This is a genomic window from Pseudomonas sp. 5Vm1k (genome assembly GCF_056161485.1).
In genome coordinates this window covers 92,458-108,259 of the sequence record NZ_JBSPCZ010000001.1, presented here as the reverse complement: position 1 = coordinate 108,259, position 15,802 = coordinate 92,458, and the positions used below count along the sequence as shown (strand labels likewise).

13 protein-coding genes are annotated in these 15,802 nt (G+C 60.4%); 3 read left to right on the top strand and 10 right to left on the bottom strand.

Translation table 11 applies throughout. The annotated features are described in order from the left end of the window. Positions 1–19: 19 nt before the first annotated feature. The 4 genes from ACWIKB_RS00460 to ACWIKB_RS00445 form a co-directional block, all read right to left on the bottom strand. Positions 20–991, bottom strand: a complete 972-nt coding sequence (locus tag ACWIKB_RS00460; protein ID WP_475264882.1) for a FecR domain-containing protein — start codon at positions 989–991, stop codon at positions 20–22. Beyond that, the gene (locus ACWIKB_RS00455; protein WP_475264881.1) at positions 988–1,506 is read right to left on the bottom strand and encodes an RNA polymerase sigma factor; all 519 of its coding nucleotides are present in this window, start codon (positions 1,504–1,506) and stop codon (positions 988–990) included. Before ACWIKB_RS00455 ends, ACWIKB_RS00460 begins: the two co-directional genes overlap by 4 nt. 222 nt (positions 1,507–1,728) lie before the next feature. Further along, on the bottom strand, positions 1,729–2,436 hold the full coding sequence (locus ACWIKB_RS00450) for a 3'-5' exonuclease (protein WP_475264880.1): 708 nt from the start codon (positions 2,434–2,436) through the stop codon (positions 1,729–1,731). After that, complete coding sequence (locus ACWIKB_RS00445) at positions 2,433–4,367, bottom strand: putative nucleotidyltransferase substrate binding domain-containing protein (RefSeq protein ID WP_475265379.1); 1,935 nt, start codon at positions 4,365–4,367, stop codon at positions 2,433–2,435. The genes ACWIKB_RS00450 and ACWIKB_RS00445 overlap by 4 nt, the downstream gene beginning before the upstream one ends. A gap of 259 nt (positions 4,368–4,626) precedes the next feature. On the opposite strand from ACWIKB_RS00445, the gene ACWIKB_RS00440 reads away from it, so the two are divergent. Continuing rightward, on the top strand, positions 4,627–5,073 hold the full coding sequence (locus tag ACWIKB_RS00440) for a response regulator (protein ID WP_475264879.1): 447 nt from the start codon (positions 4,627–4,629) through the stop codon (positions 5,071–5,073). 182 nt (positions 5,074–5,255) lie between these two features. Here ACWIKB_RS00440 and ACWIKB_RS00435 read toward each other — a convergent pair whose 3' ends face one another. After that, positions 5,256–7,433 (bottom strand): malate synthase G, encoded by a 2,178-nt coding sequence (locus ACWIKB_RS00435; protein ID WP_475264878.1) that lies wholly within the window; start codon positions 7,431–7,433, stop codon positions 5,256–5,258. 591 nt (positions 7,434–8,024) lie between these two features. Here ACWIKB_RS00435 and ACWIKB_RS00430 point away from each other — a divergent pair. Then, positions 8,025–8,543 carry a glycine cleavage system transcriptional repressor gene (locus ACWIKB_RS00430; RefSeq protein WP_192416792.1) on the top strand — a complete coding sequence of 173 codons (519 nt, stop codon included), beginning with the start codon at positions 8,025–8,027 and terminating at the stop codon, positions 8,541–8,543. 231 nt (positions 8,544–8,774) lie between these two features. On the opposite strand, the gene rarD is transcribed toward ACWIKB_RS00430, so the two are convergent. From rarD to ACWIKB_RS00405, 5 genes are all read right to left on the bottom strand, one after another. Further along, on the bottom strand, positions 8,775–9,662 hold the full coding sequence (gene rarD / locus ACWIKB_RS00425; protein ID WP_475264877.1) for an EamA family transporter RarD: 888 nt from the start codon (positions 9,660–9,662) through the stop codon (positions 8,775–8,777). A 178-nt stretch (positions 9,663–9,840) separates the two neighbouring features. After that, on the bottom strand, positions 9,841–10,815 hold the full coding sequence (locus ACWIKB_RS00420) for a serine/threonine protein kinase (RefSeq protein WP_213940244.1): 975 nt from the start codon (positions 10,813–10,815) through the stop codon (positions 9,841–9,843). Positions 10,816–10,963: 148 nt separating this feature from the next. Beyond that, positions 10,964–12,865 carry a PhoX family protein gene (locus ACWIKB_RS00415; RefSeq protein ID WP_475264876.1) on the bottom strand — a complete coding sequence of 634 codons (1,902 nt, stop codon included), beginning with the start codon at positions 12,863–12,865 and terminating at the stop codon, positions 10,964–10,966. A gap of 58 nt (positions 12,866–12,923) precedes the next feature. Next, on the bottom strand, positions 12,924–13,688 hold the full coding sequence (locus ACWIKB_RS00410; RefSeq protein WP_475264875.1) for a TOBE domain-containing protein: 765 nt from the start codon (positions 13,686–13,688) through the stop codon (positions 12,924–12,926). Between the two features lie 183 nt (positions 13,689–13,871). Continuing rightward, the gene (locus tag ACWIKB_RS00405; protein WP_475264874.1) at positions 13,872–14,612 is read right to left on the bottom strand and encodes a double zinc ribbon domain-containing protein; all 741 of its coding nucleotides are present in this window, start codon (positions 14,610–14,612) and stop codon (positions 13,872–13,874) included. 91 nt (positions 14,613–14,703) lie between these two features. Between ACWIKB_RS00405 and bioB the strand changes: the two genes are divergently transcribed. Next, positions 14,704–15,759, top strand: a complete 1,056-nt coding sequence (bioB, locus tag ACWIKB_RS00400; RefSeq protein ID WP_054044178.1) for a biotin synthase BioB — start codon at positions 14,704–14,706, stop codon at positions 15,757–15,759. Positions 15,760–15,802 lie beyond the last annotated feature (43 nt).

Genomic DNA, 15,802 nt, shown 5'->3' with positions numbered 1-15,802 from the left:
GGCTCAGACACCAAAAATCTCAGGGTTTGACGTCAGCCTTCGCCACCGTCACCCACCACGGCGTGTGCTGCTCAATCTGCACCGGCAAGGTCGGCAGCAGCGCGCTCAGCGCCTTGTCGGTGTCATGCAGTGGGAAGCTGCCGGTGATCCGCAGGTCGGCAATCTCCGGCGCTACGCCCAAGTGCCCACGACGGTAGCGGCCGAGTTCATGCACCAGGTCTTCCAGGCGTGCGTTGTCTACGACCAGCATGCCGCGGGTCCAGGCGTCGGCGCCGAGGTTGAGCGCCACAATCGGCCCCAGGCCATTACTGCGCATCAGCACTTGCTGGCCTTCGCGCAGGATCTGTTCTTCCGGGCTCGACTCCGGGTGAGCCGCCACCGCCGATTGCAACACGCTCAGGCGCGTGCCTTCGTCTTCGCGCTTGACCAGGAACCGCGTCCCCAGGGCGCGCATGCTGCCTTCGCGGGTTTCGACGATAAATGGCCGGGCATCGCCATGGCCGGTTTCGACGAGGATTTCCCCTTCCTGAAGAATGATCCGCCGCTGCTTCTCATCGAAGCGCACATCCACGGCACTGTGGGTGTTGAGGTTGATCACGGTGCCGTCGGCCAGGCGCAGGGTGCGTTGCTCGCCGGTGGCGGTGCGCTGATCGGCCAGCCAATAGTCGACGGGCAGGAATCGATCACCGGCGAACAGCGCCAACCCGATCACCGCGACAATGCTGGCCAAGCCAGTGCCGAGCCTGCGCACCCGCCGCCGGATGCTTTCACGCGATTGCAGCAATGCCGTGCGAGCCGGGCCGTTGGCGACGCTGAAACGCTGGTCGAGCATGCCCAGTTGGCGCCAGGCGCGGGCGTGCTCTTCGTGGGCGGCGTGCCATTTGGCGAACTCTTCGCGTTCAATAGGGCTGCCGGAATCCAGCGACAATTGCCAGGCAATCGCGGCGTCCAGCACCTGTGCCGACACCGGTTTGGAACTGACTGGACTCATACCGGCTCACCGTACAAGGCGATGTAGCACTGGCGAATGCCCTGGGCCAGGTATTGCCGCACCCGTGGCACCGAGACGCCGAGTTTCTCGGCAATTTCGCCGTGGCTCAGGCCGTCGAGACGGTTATACAGAAACGCCGCCCGGGCCTTGCTCGACAGTTTGCCGAGCAGACGGTCGATGGCCTTGAGGTCTTCGAGGATCATTTGCTGCTCTTCCACCGACGGCTGCTCGCCTTCGGGAATCAGCATCAGTTCGGTGAGGTAGGCCTGTTCCAGCGCGGCACGGCGGAAATAGTCGAACAGCAGCCCCTTGGCAATCGCCACCAGAAACGCACGCGGTTCGCGAGGTTCCTTGAGTTCGTCACGACCGAGCAGGCGCACAAAGGTGTCCTGGCTCAGGTCTTCAGCCCGTTGCGGGCAGGCCACATTGCGTCGCAGCCAGGCCAATAGCCAGCCGCGATGGTCGCGATATAACGCACCAACGAGCTCACTGTGGGGGCTTTGGACTGACGACACGTAGCATCACCGATTGGGAAGTGTTAACTAACGAGAATTGTTCGCGATTGTGTCAGAGGTGGGGGAGGTACGCAATTGGCGCTGGTCGGGTGGTTTTGGGAGGGCGTTCAGTGAGACCGTGTCATCGTTCTTCGCGGGCAAGCCTCGCTCCTACAGGGGGAACGTATTTCTAATGTAGGAGCGAGGCTTGCCCGCGAAGGCGCCAGGACAGGCGCCGGAGATTTAAAACGAAGGCGCCCGCTGCCGTCGTTTCCACTGGCTGATCCGCTGCTGCAAATTCAACGGGCTATGAATCTGTTGTTGCCGCGCCCGGCTGAACAAAATCAACGCCAGCTCTGCCGTGGCCAACGCATCGGCACTGGCGTTATGCCGTTCAAAGACTTCGAGTTTGAACCAGTCAATCCACTCATCCAGCCCGGCCTCGCGGATATTCGCCTGGGGGCAGAGCAGTGGCGCGATGTCCGCCACGTCCAGAAACGGATGCTGCAACTTGTAGCCCAGATGATCTTTCAACGCGCGCCCGAGCATGTGCTGATCAAACGGCGCATGAAACGCCAGCACCGGGCTGTCGCCAAGGAACTCCATGAATTCGAGCAACGCCTCGGCCGGGTCGCTGCCGGCGGCGATGGCACTGGGCCCCAGACCATGGATCAACATGCTCGGCGCCAGTTTCATATCGACACATTGCAGGGTGCGTTCGAATTGCTGACTGAAATCGATCGCGCCATCCTCGATCACCACCGCGCCAATGGACAACACCCGATCCTTGTTCAGGTTCAGCCCGGTGGTTTCCAGGTCGAGCACTACCCAACGCTGCTCGCGCAGGCTGCATTCGCTCAGCCCGGCGCCGACCGGCAAGCGCTGCAGACGCTGTTGCAGATCATCCGGTAGCAGCGGGGTCGCCGGGCGCAACCATGAAAACAGGCTCATAGCTGATACCGCAGGGTCAGGCTGCTTTGCAGGCGTTGGGCCTGGCGCAGGGATTCACGCAGGATGCGCCGGTCCAGATGATTGAGGCTGTCGGGATCGACGCGATTGGAGTAGGGCAAGTTCTCGCGGGTTTGTAGCTGATGTTGCTGCATACGGGTTTGCTGGATGAAGTGATAGGCCTCTTCGTACGCCGCGCCGTCCAGCCGGTCGATGACCTCTTTATCCACCAGTTGCCGAAAGCGCTCCTGAGTGTTGTTGGCTTCGATGCCATTGGCCAGCGCCAGCAATCGGGCGCCATCCACAAACGGCGTCAGCCCCTGGACTTTCAGGTCCAGCGTGGCTTTCTCGCCATTCTTGCGCGCCAGCACGAACTCACGGAATCGTCCCACCGGAGGGCGATTGCGCAACGCGTTCTCGGCCATCATCCGCTGGAACAAGCGGTTGTCCGCCACCTGATCGAGAACCCCCCGACGCAGTTGCTCGCAGCCTTGCTCGTCGCCCCAGACCACCCGCAAGTCGAAATAAATACTCGAACCCAGCAGGTTCTCCGGCGTCGCCTCGCGGATAAACGCCGCGAACCGCCGCGCCCACTCGGCCCGGGACAAACACAGCTCGGGGTTGCCGGCCATGATGTTGCCCTTGCACAGGGTGAAGCCGCAGAGCGCCAGGCTGTGATTGATTTGCTGGGCGATGGGCAGCAACTTGCCGCGTATCTCGGCAGCGTGGGCCGCGTCCCGTGCCTCGAACAAAATGCCGTTGTCCTGATCAGTGTGCAGCGTCTGCTCGCGCCGGCCTTCACTGCCGAAACACAGCCAACTGAACGGCACCCCCGGGTCGCCTTTCTCGGCAAGGGTCAGCTCGATCACCCGGCACACGGTGTGGTCGTTAAGCAGGGTGATGATGTGGGTGATCTGGGTCGAGGACGCGCCGTGGGCCAGCATACGTTCGACCAATTGGCCGATTTCGCCGCGCAGTGCCACCAGGTTTTCGACTTTCTGCGCGCTGCGGATGGTCCGTGCCAGGTGCACCAGATCGACCCGTTGCAGGGAAAACAGATCGCGCTCGGACACCACGCCACACAGGCGTTGTTCCTTGACCAGGCAGACGTGGGCGATGTGCCGTTCGGTCATGGCAATCGCCGCGTCGAAGGCGCTGTGATCCGGGGTCAGGAAAAACGGCGCCCGGGTCATGTGGCCCTCGATGGCTTCGTTGAAGTCATTGATGCCTTGCGCCACCACATGGCGCAAGTCTCGCAGGGTGAAAATCCCCAGCGGCGCTTTCTGTTCGTCGACGATCACGATGCTGCCGACCTGTTGCTCGTGCATCAGGCTGACGGCTTCGCGCAGGGGCGTGGCCGGGCTGCACGTCACCGGATGACGCATGGCCAGCTCGCCCAACCGGGTGTTCAACGAGTACTGGGTGCCAAGCGTTTCCACGGCTTTTTGCTGGACTTGCTGGTTGACCTGATCCAGCAGACTGCTGACCCCACGCAAGGCGAAGTCGCGAAACGTACTCGACAGCGCGAACAGCTTGATGAACGCCAGTTTGTTCAGTTGCAGGCAAAAAGTGTCTTCGGCCGCAAGATGTTCAGTTCGGGTCGCACGTTCACCCAGCAGCGCGGCAAGGGGGAAGCATTCCCCCGTGGTGATTTCGAAGGTGGTTTCGGTGCCACCCTTGGCCGTGTGCGGGCGTTCGCCGACCACCCGGCCCTGCTTGACGATGTAGAAATGCTCAACCGGGCCGTCGGCGGGTTTGATGATGCTCTCGCCGGGAGCGTAGAAACGCAGCTGACATTGCTCCACCAAGTAGGCCAGGTGGGCGTGTTCCATCTGATTGAAGGGCGGGAAACGCTGGAGGAATTGCAAGGTGCCCTGAATGTTCTGCAACACCGCGGTTTTCCCTGCCTGGGTGAAGGCGTCCGCTTTACTCATCACTATTACCGCAGTCTTTTTTGAATTGTTGTTGTCGGATTGTTCAGCCATGGTCGGCCCCTGTGCGCAGGGTGCCCATTGGACGTAAGTCTAGGTAGGCGGTGGATATGGCTATATTTCGGAAATGCCCTACGCACATTGTGGGAAAACGTCTCACTTTTCCTCTAGGCAAAATATCCGACGAAGTGCACATTGAAGCTCTGCTTAGCGATGTCTGACCACTGTGCTAGGGGATTGAATAGAAAACGTAGAGAAAGCCATGTCCGACCACGATATTTTGAGTGACGCCGAGCGCGAGGCGCTCAGTGCGATCATGCTGGAGCCTGATCTTCCGCCGCAGCGGGTATTGATCGTCGATGACGACAAAGATGCCCGGGAGCTGTTATCGGAGATTCTGGCGCTGGATGGCATTCGCTGCATGACCGCCGCCAGTGGTGAGACCGCACTCAAGATGCTGGACGAGAAGCCCGCGATTGGACTGGTGATTACCGATCTGCGAATGGGGCATGTGGATGGCCTGGAATTGATTCGCCAAGTGCGTGAGTCGGTTCGGGCGGCCATGCCGATCATCATTGTTTCGGGCGATGCCGACGTGAAAGATGCCATCGCCGCCATGCATTTGAGCGTGGTGGATTTCCTGCTCAAGCCGATTGATACCGGCAAGTTGCTGGCGTTGGTCAAGCATGAGTTGGGGATGGAGCCCTAGATCGGCTCTCCGCATTCCCTGTGGGAGCGAGCTTGCTCGCGATGAGGCCATCACAGTCAATATCGATGTGACAGACCCGCCGCCATCGCGAGCAGGCTCGCTCCCACAGGGGAAAGCATTCGCAAATAAAAAGGCCCTGATCCGAAGATCAGGGCCTTTTTTTGTGCGGCATCAGCGCTCAGTTACAGGCCATTGGCAGCCTTGAACTCGCGACGACGACGGTGCAGAACCGGCTCGGTGTAGCCGTTCGGCTGCTTAGTGCCTTCAATCACCAGTTCGACCGCCGCCTGGAAGGCGATGTTGCTGTCGAAGTTAGGTGCCAGCGGACGGTACAGCGCGTCGTTGGCGTTCTGGCGGTCAACCACTGGCGCCATACGCTTGAGGCTTTCCATCACTTGAGCTTCAGTGACGATGCCATGACGCAGCCAGTTGGCGATGTGCTGGCTGGAAATGCGCAGCGTCGCACGGTCTTCCATCAGGCCGACGTCGTTGATGTCCGGCACTTTCGAGCAGCCCACGCCCTGGTCAATCCAGCGCACCACATAACCAAGGATGCCCTGGGCGTTGTTGTCCAGTTCGTTCTTGATCTGCTCTGCGGTCCAGCTCGGGTTAACGGCCAGCGGGATGGTCAGAATATCGTCCACCGAGGCGCGCGCACGTTTGGCCAGTTCGGCCTGACGGGCGAACACATCAACCTTGTGGTAATGCAGCGCGTGCAGTGCAGCGGCGGTCGGCGATGGTACCCAAGCGGTGTTGGCGCCGGCCAGTGGGTGAGCGATTTTCTGTTCGAGCATCGCCGCCATCAGGTCGGGCATGGCCCACATGCCTTTACCGATCTGGGCGCGACCTTGCAGGCCGGTGCTCAAGCCGATATCGACGTTCCAGTTTTCGTAGGCACCGATCCACTTCTCAGCCTTCATGTCGGCCTTGCGCACCATCGGGCCGGCTTCCATGGAGGTGTGGATTTCGTCGCCGGTGCGGTCGAGGAAACCGGTGTTGATGAACACCACGCGCTCGCTGGCAGCCTTGATGCAGGCCTTGAGGTTAACCGTGGTGCGGCGTTCCTCATCCATGATCCCGACTTTCAGGGTGTTGCGCGGCAGGTCGAGTACGTCTTCGATGCGCCCGAACAGCTCGTTGGTGAACGCCGCTTCTTCCGGGCCGTGCATCTTCGGCTTCACGATGTAGACCGAGCCGGTACGGCTGTTCTTGCGCGAGCTGGTGCCATTGAGGCTGTGGATCGCCGCGAGGCAGGTCACCAGACCGTCGAGGATGCCTTCCGGCACTTCGTTGCCATCTTTATCGAGGATCGCGTCGATGGTCATCAAATGGCCAACGTTACGTACGAACAACAGCGAACGACCGTGCAGGCTCAGCTCCTTGCCGTCGACGCCGGTGTAGGTACGGTCGGCGTTCATGGTGCGGGTAAAGGTCTTGCCACCCTTGGAGACTTCTTCCGACAGATCGCCCTTCATCAGGCCGAGCCAGTTGCGGTAGATCACCACTTTGTCATCGGCATCGACGGCGGCGACGGAGTCTTCGCAGTCCATGATGGTGGTCAGTGCGGCTTCCATCAGGATGTCTTTGATGCCGGCCGCGTCGGTCTGGCCGACCGGAGTGGTGGCATCGACCTGGATTTCGAAATGCAGGCCGTTGTTTTTCAGCAGGATCGCGGTCGGTGCGGCGGCGTCGCCGTGGAAACCGATCAACTGAGCGTCGTTGCGCAAGCCAGTGTTGCTGCCACCTTTAAGGGCGACCACCAGTTTGCCGTCAACGATCTTGTAGCCGGTGGAATCGACGTGAGTGCCGGCGGCCAATGGCGCTGCTTCATCGAGGAAAGCGCGGGCGAAGGCGATGACCTTGTCGCCGCGAACCTTGTTGTAGCCTTTACCTTTTTCCGCGCCGTCAGCTTCGCTGATGGCGTCGGTGCCGTAGAGCGCGTCATACAGCGAACCCCAGCGGGCATTCGAAGCATTGAGCGCAAAACGCGCGTTCATTACCGGCACCACGAGTTGCGGGCCGGCCATGCGGGCGATTTCGTCATCGACGTTTTGCGTCGTTGCGTGGAAATCGGCCGCTTCTGGCAGCAGATAACCGATGTCTTGCAGGAAGGCTTTATAGGCCACGGCGTCGTGTGGTTGACCGGCACGGGATTGGTGCCAGCCATCGATACGAGCCTGGAAATCATCGCGTTTGGCGAGTAGGGCTTTGTTCTTCGGCGCCAGGTCATGAATGACCTTATCGGCACCGGCCCAGAACTTATCGGCGGTGAGGCCGGTACCGGGAATGGCTTCGTTGTTCACGAAGTCGAACAGGACTTTGGCGACCTGCAGGCCACCGACTTGAACGTGTTCAGTCATTGCTTGCCTCACTCTGCTCAGCTATTTCGCTTTTCAGCTCTTCAATTTTGACAATGAAGCCTCTGGCCATTTAAACCACAAACCCGTCCGCCAGTACATGCCCTTGCGGGCGGCTGGGTTCGGTCCAATCAACGGCTTGGAGGCCTTGCTGACGGGGCTTTCAGGGTTGCGAGTGTGCCGGTGGCAGACATCGATCCAACATTATGTAGTGCGCGCTGCGGCATACTACATGATGAATTGCGCTTGTGAAAATTAGACTAATTACGTCGTTCTGCGACCCCATGACGCATTGCAGTCATGTCGGGGAACGGGATGTTCTCAAAAAACTATTGGATTGTTCCAGTTAAATATAAAAACTTGTACACATAATCTTTGGTGCACTGCTATGGGGCTCTGCATTTGTTGGCTCAATGCTGACCTTTTGTGGCGAGGGGGCTTGCCCCCGTTGGGACGCGAAGCGGCCCCCATGTTTTTCAGATCAACCTTATTAACCGCTTTTGCGACTGCTTCGCAGCCGAACGGGGGCAAGCCCCCTCGCCACAAACAACCCTTGCCTATACTTCTCTTTCTATAACAAAAGAGGGCTGCGCCATGGACCACCTTGTACTCACCGTATTCGCGCCGGACAAGCCAGGGCAGGTCGAGCGCATTGCCCAATGTATCGCCGAGCATGGCGGTAACTGGCTGGAAAGCCGCATGTCGCGCATGGCCGGGCAGTTCGCCGGGATTCTTCGGGTGGGCGTGCCGGCCGAAGCCTACGACGAATTGGTCGATGCCCTACAAGCGTTGTCCACCCATGGTATTCGCGTACTGATCGCTGAAAGCGGCATCGAACAATCCTGCACCTGGAAGCCGATCGCAATGGAGTTGGTAGGTAATGACCGGCCGGGGATCGTGCGCGACATCACGCGCTTGTTGAGCGAGCAGGGGGTGAACCTGGAGCGTCTGGTTACCGAAGTGCGCCCGGCGCCGATGAGCAGCGAACCGCTGTTCCACGCCGAGGCGATTCTCGCGGTGCCGCTGACCTTGTCCCTGGACGTGCTGCAATCGCGACTGGAAACCCTGGCCGATGACTTGATGGTTGAATTGGTACTGCGCAGCGATCCCTGACACCAGCGGTGTCTGACAGTGTTATCCAAGTTAAACGTGCACCTGCCTGTGGATAACCTGTAGAGACACCCCGCCAGGCCACGCCGGCCGGGGCTCTTCCGGATCTGATCAAAAAACCAGCAGTTTCAACAAGTTGCGCACAAACGCCGGGGATCACGCTGTGGATAACCTTGGGAAGGATTGATGCAGGCCACGAAGAACGTGGCCTGTGGAGGTTTGTACGTTTTCTGATCAGTTGCGGCGGCGCATGCTGATCACTGCATCGACGCTGTAAACCGCCAGGCCGGCCCAGATAAAGATGAACGCCACCAGTGTGCTGGACGACAGGTGTTCACCAAACAGCAGAACGGCTTGCAGCAGCACCAGTGTCGGTGCCAGGTACTGGAGAAATCCGAGGGTGGTGTAGGGCAAATGCCGTGCAGCGGCATTGAAACAGACCAGCGGCACCAGCGTTACCGGGCCGGCCGCCACCAGCCACCAGGCTTGGGACGTCGTCCAAAACTCGGGTTGCGCGCTGGTGGCTGTTTGATTGAACAGCAACCAAGCGATGGCAATCGGCACCAGCATCCAGGTTTCGACTACCAACCCCGGCAACGCCTTGACCGGCGCCTGTTTGCGGATCAGCCCGTAGAAGCCGAAAGTCAGCGCCAGCACCAACGACACCCACGGCAGACTGCCGACCTGCCACACCTGTTGCGCCACGCCAACCGCGGCCAGACCCACCGCCAGCCATTGCATGCGCCGCAGTCGTTCGCCGAGGATCAGCATCCCCAGCAGCACGTTCACCAGCGGATTGATGTAATAGCCGAGGCTGGCTTCAAGCATGCGTCCGTTGTTCACCGACCAGACGTAGGTCAGCCAGTTGGCCGCGATCAGGGTGCCACTCAGGGCCAGGATCGCCAGGCGCTTCGGGTTGTCACGCAATTCGCGCCACCAGCCCGGATGCTTCCAGACCATCAGCAGCAAGGCACCGAACAACGCGGACCAGAGCACCCGGTGGATGATGATTTCTACGGCCGGCACCGAGGCGATGGCTTTGAAGTAGATGGGGAAAAGTCCCCAGATGATGTAGGCAGTGAGGCCCAGGATGTACCCGCGACGCGGGTTGGCAGCTTGCATGCAGAATCCTTGCTTAGGCAGCTAACAAAGAGGGGATTGTAAGGAGATTTGTCGGAATGGTCGCGGACCAATGTGGGAGCGGGCTTGCTCGCGAATGCGGTGGGTCAGTCAACATATTTGCCGAATGACCCACCGCATTCGCGAGCAAGCCCGCTCCCACAGGGGGGATCAGGGTGTGTTAGAAGAGTTTTAGCGGTTCTTCATTCAGCGCGGACAACTGTTCGCGCAACGCCAACACCTGATCGCCCCAATACCGCTCGCTGCCGAACCACGGAAAACTATGCGGGAACGCCGGGTCATCCCAACGCCGCGCCAACCAGGCGCTGTAGTGCATCAGGCGCAATGCCCGCAGCGGTTCGATCAGCGCCAGTTCCCGCGGGTCGAAGTCATGAAACTCGTTGTAACCGTCCATCAATTCCGACAACTGACCGAGACATTCCTGACGATCCCCGGCCAGCATCATCCAGATGTCCTGCACTGCAGGGCCCATGCGACAGTCGTCGAGGTCGACGATGTGGAACATCTCGTCGCGGCACATCATGTTGCCGGGGTGGCAATCGCCGTGCATGCGGATGTTCTGGTGCGGCGTGGCCTTGTAGACCTCTTCCACGCGCTTGAGCAGGTCGCGGGCCACGGACTCGTAGGCCGGCAGCAGGCTTTTCGGTACGAAATTGCCTTCGAGCAAGGTGTTCAGCGAATCGTGTCCGAAGTTTTTCACGCCCAGTGCTTCACGGTGGTCGAACGGCTTGGTCGCGCCGACGGCGTGCAGGCGTCCGAGCAATTGGCCCAGGCGATACAGCTGATCCAAATTGCCTGGCTCTGGCGCGCGGCCGCCACGGCGAGGAAACAGGGTGAAGCGGAACCCGGCGTGTTCATGCAGGCTGGCACCGTTGTGAATCATCGGCGCGACCACCGGCACGTCGCATTCGGCGAGTTCGAAGGTGAACTGGTGTTCTTCGAGAATCGCTTCGTTGGTCCAGCGCTGCGGGCGGTAGAACTTGGCGATCAGCGGCTCGGAGTCTTCGATGCCGACTTGGTAGACGCGGTTCTCGTAGCTGTTGAGCGCCAGAATGCGCGCGTCGCTGAGAAAGCCGATGCTTTCGACGGCATCGAGCACGAGGTCTGGGGTGAGGGTTGCAAACGGGTGGGCCATGCTGACTCCTGCGCGCAGCAGGCTGCCGCGTCCGGCCAAGCATGGTAGCGCAGACGGGGCTTCTTTAGGGGGATCGTTCCCACGCAGAGCGTGGGAACGATCATGAGTAAACCCTGTAGGAGCGAGGCTTGCCCGCGAAGAGGCCGGATCAGGCGCCGACGACCCCGCCGTCCTCACGCGTGATGGCCATCACCGAAGACCGCGGCTTGCCGTTCGGCAAATGCTCAGGGAACGTCGAACCACCGTTCTCCCCCGGATGCTGAATCCCGACAAACAGGGTTTTCTGATCCGGCGAAAAGCTGATCCCCGTCACCTCACAACCAATCGGCCCGACCATGAAGCGGCGGATTTCCCCGGTCACCGGGTCGGCGCAGAGCATCTGGTTGTTGCCCATGCCGGCAAAATCCCCGGCATTGCTCGAATCGCCATCGGTGAGAATCCACAAGCGCCCGGCCTTGTCGAAACCCAAGCCGTCCGGGCTGTTGAACATGTTCTGTGGGGTGATGTTCGACGAACCGCCCTTCGGCGTGCCCGCATGCACGCCCGGATTGCCGGCGACCACGAACAAGTCCCAGGCAAAGCTTTTCGAACCGTGATCATCGCGGTCGGTGCGCCAGCGCAGGATCTGCCCGTAAACGTTTTTCTCCCGCGGGTTTGGCCCGCCGACCGGTTGGCCGTCTTCGCCGCGTTTGGCGTTGTTGGTCAGGGTGCAATAAACCTGGCCGCCCTTGGGGCTGACGACGATCCATTCCGGGCGGTCCATGCGCGTGGCGTTGACCACGCTGGCGGCGAGGCGCGCGTGAATCAGTACTTCGGCCTGGTCGGCAAAGCCGCTGCTGGCGTCGATGCCGTTTTTGCCGTGGGTCAGTTCGATCCACTGGCCCTGGCCTTTCGGGTGATCGGCGTTGCCGTCGCCCGCGTCGAAGCGCGCCACGTATAAGGTGCCGTGGTCCAGCAAGTCGCGGTTGGCCTTGGGATTGCGGTGGTTGATCCTGTCGCGGCTAACGAATTTGTAGATGAACTCGCCGCGTTCATCGTCGCCCATGTAGACCACGGCGCGCCCGTCATTGGTCTGCGCCAGGGCGGCGTTCTCATGCTTGAAGCGGCCCAGGGCGGTACGTTTGACCGGGGTCGACTGCGGGTCGAACGGGTCGATTTCCACCACCCAGCCGTGACGGTTGAGTTCGTTGGGATTCTTCGCCAGGTCGAAACGCGGGTCGTGTTGATGCCAGTTGATGTCCTTGCTGGCAGCCACGGCACCATAGCGTTTTTGTGCAGCATCGAATTTCAGGTCGGGGTTGCTGCTGCCGAAGCAGTCGGTGAAGTTCTCTTCGCAGGTCAGGTAGGTGCCCCACGGCGTTTTGCCGTTGGCGCAGTTCTGGAAAGTGCCGAGGACTTTCTTACCGCGCTTGTCGGCGCTGGTTTTGAGCAATTCGTGACCGGCGGCCGGACCGCTAAAACGCAGCGGTGAATTACCGTGGATGCGCCGGTTATAGCGCGAGCCCTGGACGAATTCCCACTGACCACGGCGACGCTGTACTTCGATCACCGACACGCCTTCACAGGCCAGGGCCTTGCGCACATCTTCCGCCGATTGCGGCATGCCGCCGTGGGGATAGAGGTAGCGATAGTTGGTGTATTCGTTGTTGATCGCCATCAGCGCGCGGTCGTTGTCGCCGGGGAAGGCGAACAGGCTCATACCGTCGTTGTTGTCGCCGAACTGGACTTCCTGAGCCTGGGCGGTGCCGTTGCCGCTGGGGTCGAAGGCCGGACCGTTTTTCTGCAAGGGCTGGCCCCAACTGATCAACACCGAAGACTTGTAGCCGGGCGGCAGGGTGATGGCGTCGCTCGTGGCGGCGGCGATGCTGTTGAAACCCAGCAGTTTGCTGGAGCCGGCGCTGACACTGGCGGCCAGCACGCTGCGACTCAGCAGGTTGCCGCCGAGGAACATCGCCGCACCGCAGAGGGCGCCGGCGCTGATGAAGCCACGACGGCTGAGGCCGACCATTTTTTCCAGGTCGGTGGGTTGGTGCTCTTCTAATAGGCTCACATCAGGCTCCCTGCGGGTTTTTGCAGTCACCTTAATGAGCGTCAGTGAAGGTTTTGTTTCAGAGCGGCGTGCCGAGCAGGACGTTGGACGGCGAAAATTGCACCCGCACCGGCTGGCCGACGGCAAGGCCGGAGGTTCTTAAATGCAGCGGCTCGGCCAAGGCGCAGAGTGTCTGGCCATTCGGCAGGCCGATGCGCACTTCACTGGGGCCGTCTTCGGCGTCGAGAATTTCCTCGAGCGTGCCTTTCAGGCAATTGTTGCCAGGTGTTTCTGCTTGATCGATACCCAATAATTCCAGCCAACCGGCCTTGATCAGTGCGACTACCTCGGTGCCGGTTTGCAGCTCCAGGCGCAGAGTGCTGTCGTGGGTGATCTGCGCATCGATGCTCAAGCCTTCGGCCAGTTCCAGACGGATACGGTCGTTGCGACCCTGGGATTCAATCGCCGCGACCTTGCCGTGCAGTTGATTGCGCGCGCTGGTGCGCAGCATCAATCGACCGAGCAGGTCCAGATCACTGGCATCTTCGGCGGCTTCCAGCACCTGGGCCTGCAGAGCTTGCAGCTTTTGATACAGACGCAACACTCGTTCACCTTCGCTGGACAACTTGGCGCCACCGCCGCCCTTGCCGCCGACGCTACGCTCCACCAGCGGTTTTTGCGCAAGGTTGTTCAACTCGTCGATGGCGTCCCATGCCGCCTTGTAACTGAGGCCTGCGCTTTTCGCGGCGCGGGTGATCGAGCCTTGTTCGGCGATGTGTTGCAGCAGGGCGATGCGCTGCGGGCGGCGGACAATGTGCTGGGACAACAACGTAGGCAGGGACATGGTGGGTGCTTTGAGCGGTGGCAATGGGAGGACGTTGGCGGCTTGGACGGCGGGAGTCAAGTCGGTGCGCAATCCCTGTGGGAGCGAGCTTGCTCGCGATGAGGCCATAACATTCAATATGTATGTCGAATGTACTGACGCCATCGCGAGCAAGCTCGCTCCCACAGGGTTTGTGTTCTCAAGTCAAAACGTGTCGCCGGGTTTGGGGGTTCTGGCCAGGCAATAGACATCGACCCGTGCCGCACCGGCGTCCATCAACAAACGCGCCAGGGTTTGCGCGGTCGCACCAGTGGTCAGCACGTCGTCGATCAGGGCCAGATGACGGCCCGTGACAGACGCGCCGGGTGCGAGGGCGAAGGCGTTGCGCAAGTTTCGCCTGCGGGCATCGGCTTTCAGTTCCTGTTGGGCACTGGTGTCTTGAATCCTTAGTAGCAGCGTTTCATCGCAAGGAATGTCCAGCTTTTCACTGAGCCACCGCCCGAGCATCGCCGCTTGATTAAAACCCCGCTGACGCAGGCGTTTGGTAGCCAACGGCACAGGAATCAGCAGATCGGGTCGCTCCAGGTCTTCATCGAAACGATGTTGCAAGAACTGCGCGAGAAGTTCGCCGAGCAAGCGGCCAAATGGCCACTTCGCGTTGTGTTTGAAGCGAGTGATCAGGGCGTCTACCGGAAAGTTGTAGGTCCAGGGCGCCGCGACTCGCTCGAAGGCCGGCGGTTGTTGAAGGCATTGGCCGCAGGTCAGGCCGGAGGCGGGCAGTGGGAGGGCGCAGGTCTGGCAGTGATCGCCGAGCCAGGGCAGTTCGGTTTCGCAGGCGGTGCAGATCGGTGTGGCGTCATCGGCAGGCTCTGAACAGAGCAAGCAGGATTGTTTGTTTTTTAACCAGATGTAAACCGGTCCTTTGTATCGTGGTTGACAGCGCATCGCTCTTCCTTAAATATGCCGAACATCCGTGTCGCGCCTGTGGGTATTCCATTCCCCAGCCGCTTGCCAAGCATAAATCAAGGAAACGCCCATGAGCGCCAGCACCTCTGCAACCCTGCGTCATGACTGGTCTTTGGCCGAAGTCAAAGCACTCTTCGTTCAGCCATTCAACGACCTGCTGTTTCAAGCGCAGACGGTGCACCGCGCGCATTTCGACGCCAACCGGGTCCAGGTTTCCACGCTGCTGTCGATCAAGACCGGCGCCTGCCCGGAAGATTGCAAATATTGTCCGCAGTCCGGTCACTACAACACCGGCCTGGAAAAAGAAAAACTGATGGAAGTGCAGAAGGTCCTCGAAGAGGCCGCTCGCGCCAAGGCTATCGGTTCGACCCGTTTCTGCATGGGCGCGGCGTGGAAGCATCCGTCGGCCAAAGACATGCCTTACGTGCTGGAAATGGTCAAAGGCGTGAAAGCCATGGGCCTGGAAACCTGCATGACCCTCGGTCGCCTTGATCAGGACCAGACCGTCGCTCTGGCTGACGCCGGTCTCGATTACTACAACCACAACCTCGATACGTCGCCTGAGTTCTACGGCAGCATCATCACCACTCGCACCTATGGCGAGCGCCTGCAAACCCTGGCCTACGTGCGTGAATCGGGGATGAAGATCTGCTCCGGCGGCATTCTCGGCATGGGCGAGTCCCTCGACGACCGCGCCAACCTGCTGATCCAACTGGCCAACCTGCCAGAGCATCCGGAGTCGGTGCCGATCAACATGCTGGTGAAAGTCGCCGGCACGCCGCTGGAAAACGCCGATGACATCGACCCGTTCGACTTCATCCGCATGCTGGCTGTCGCCCGTATCCTGATGCCGCAATCCCACGTACGCCTGTCCGCCGGTCGCGAAGCGATGAACGAGCAGATGCAGGCCCTGGCGTTCTTCGCCGGTGCCAACTCGATTTTCTACGGCGACAAACTGCTGACCACCGCCAACCCGCAGGCTGACAAGGACATGCAACTGTTCTCGCGCCTGGGCATCCTGCCGGAAGCGCGTGAAGAGCACGCCGATGAAGTGCACCAAGCGGCCATCGAACAGGCGTTGGTTGAGCAGAAGAGCAGCGAGCAGTTCTATAACGCCGCCGTCTGACCCAATACAAATCCAATGTGGGAGCGGGCTTGCTCGCGAATGC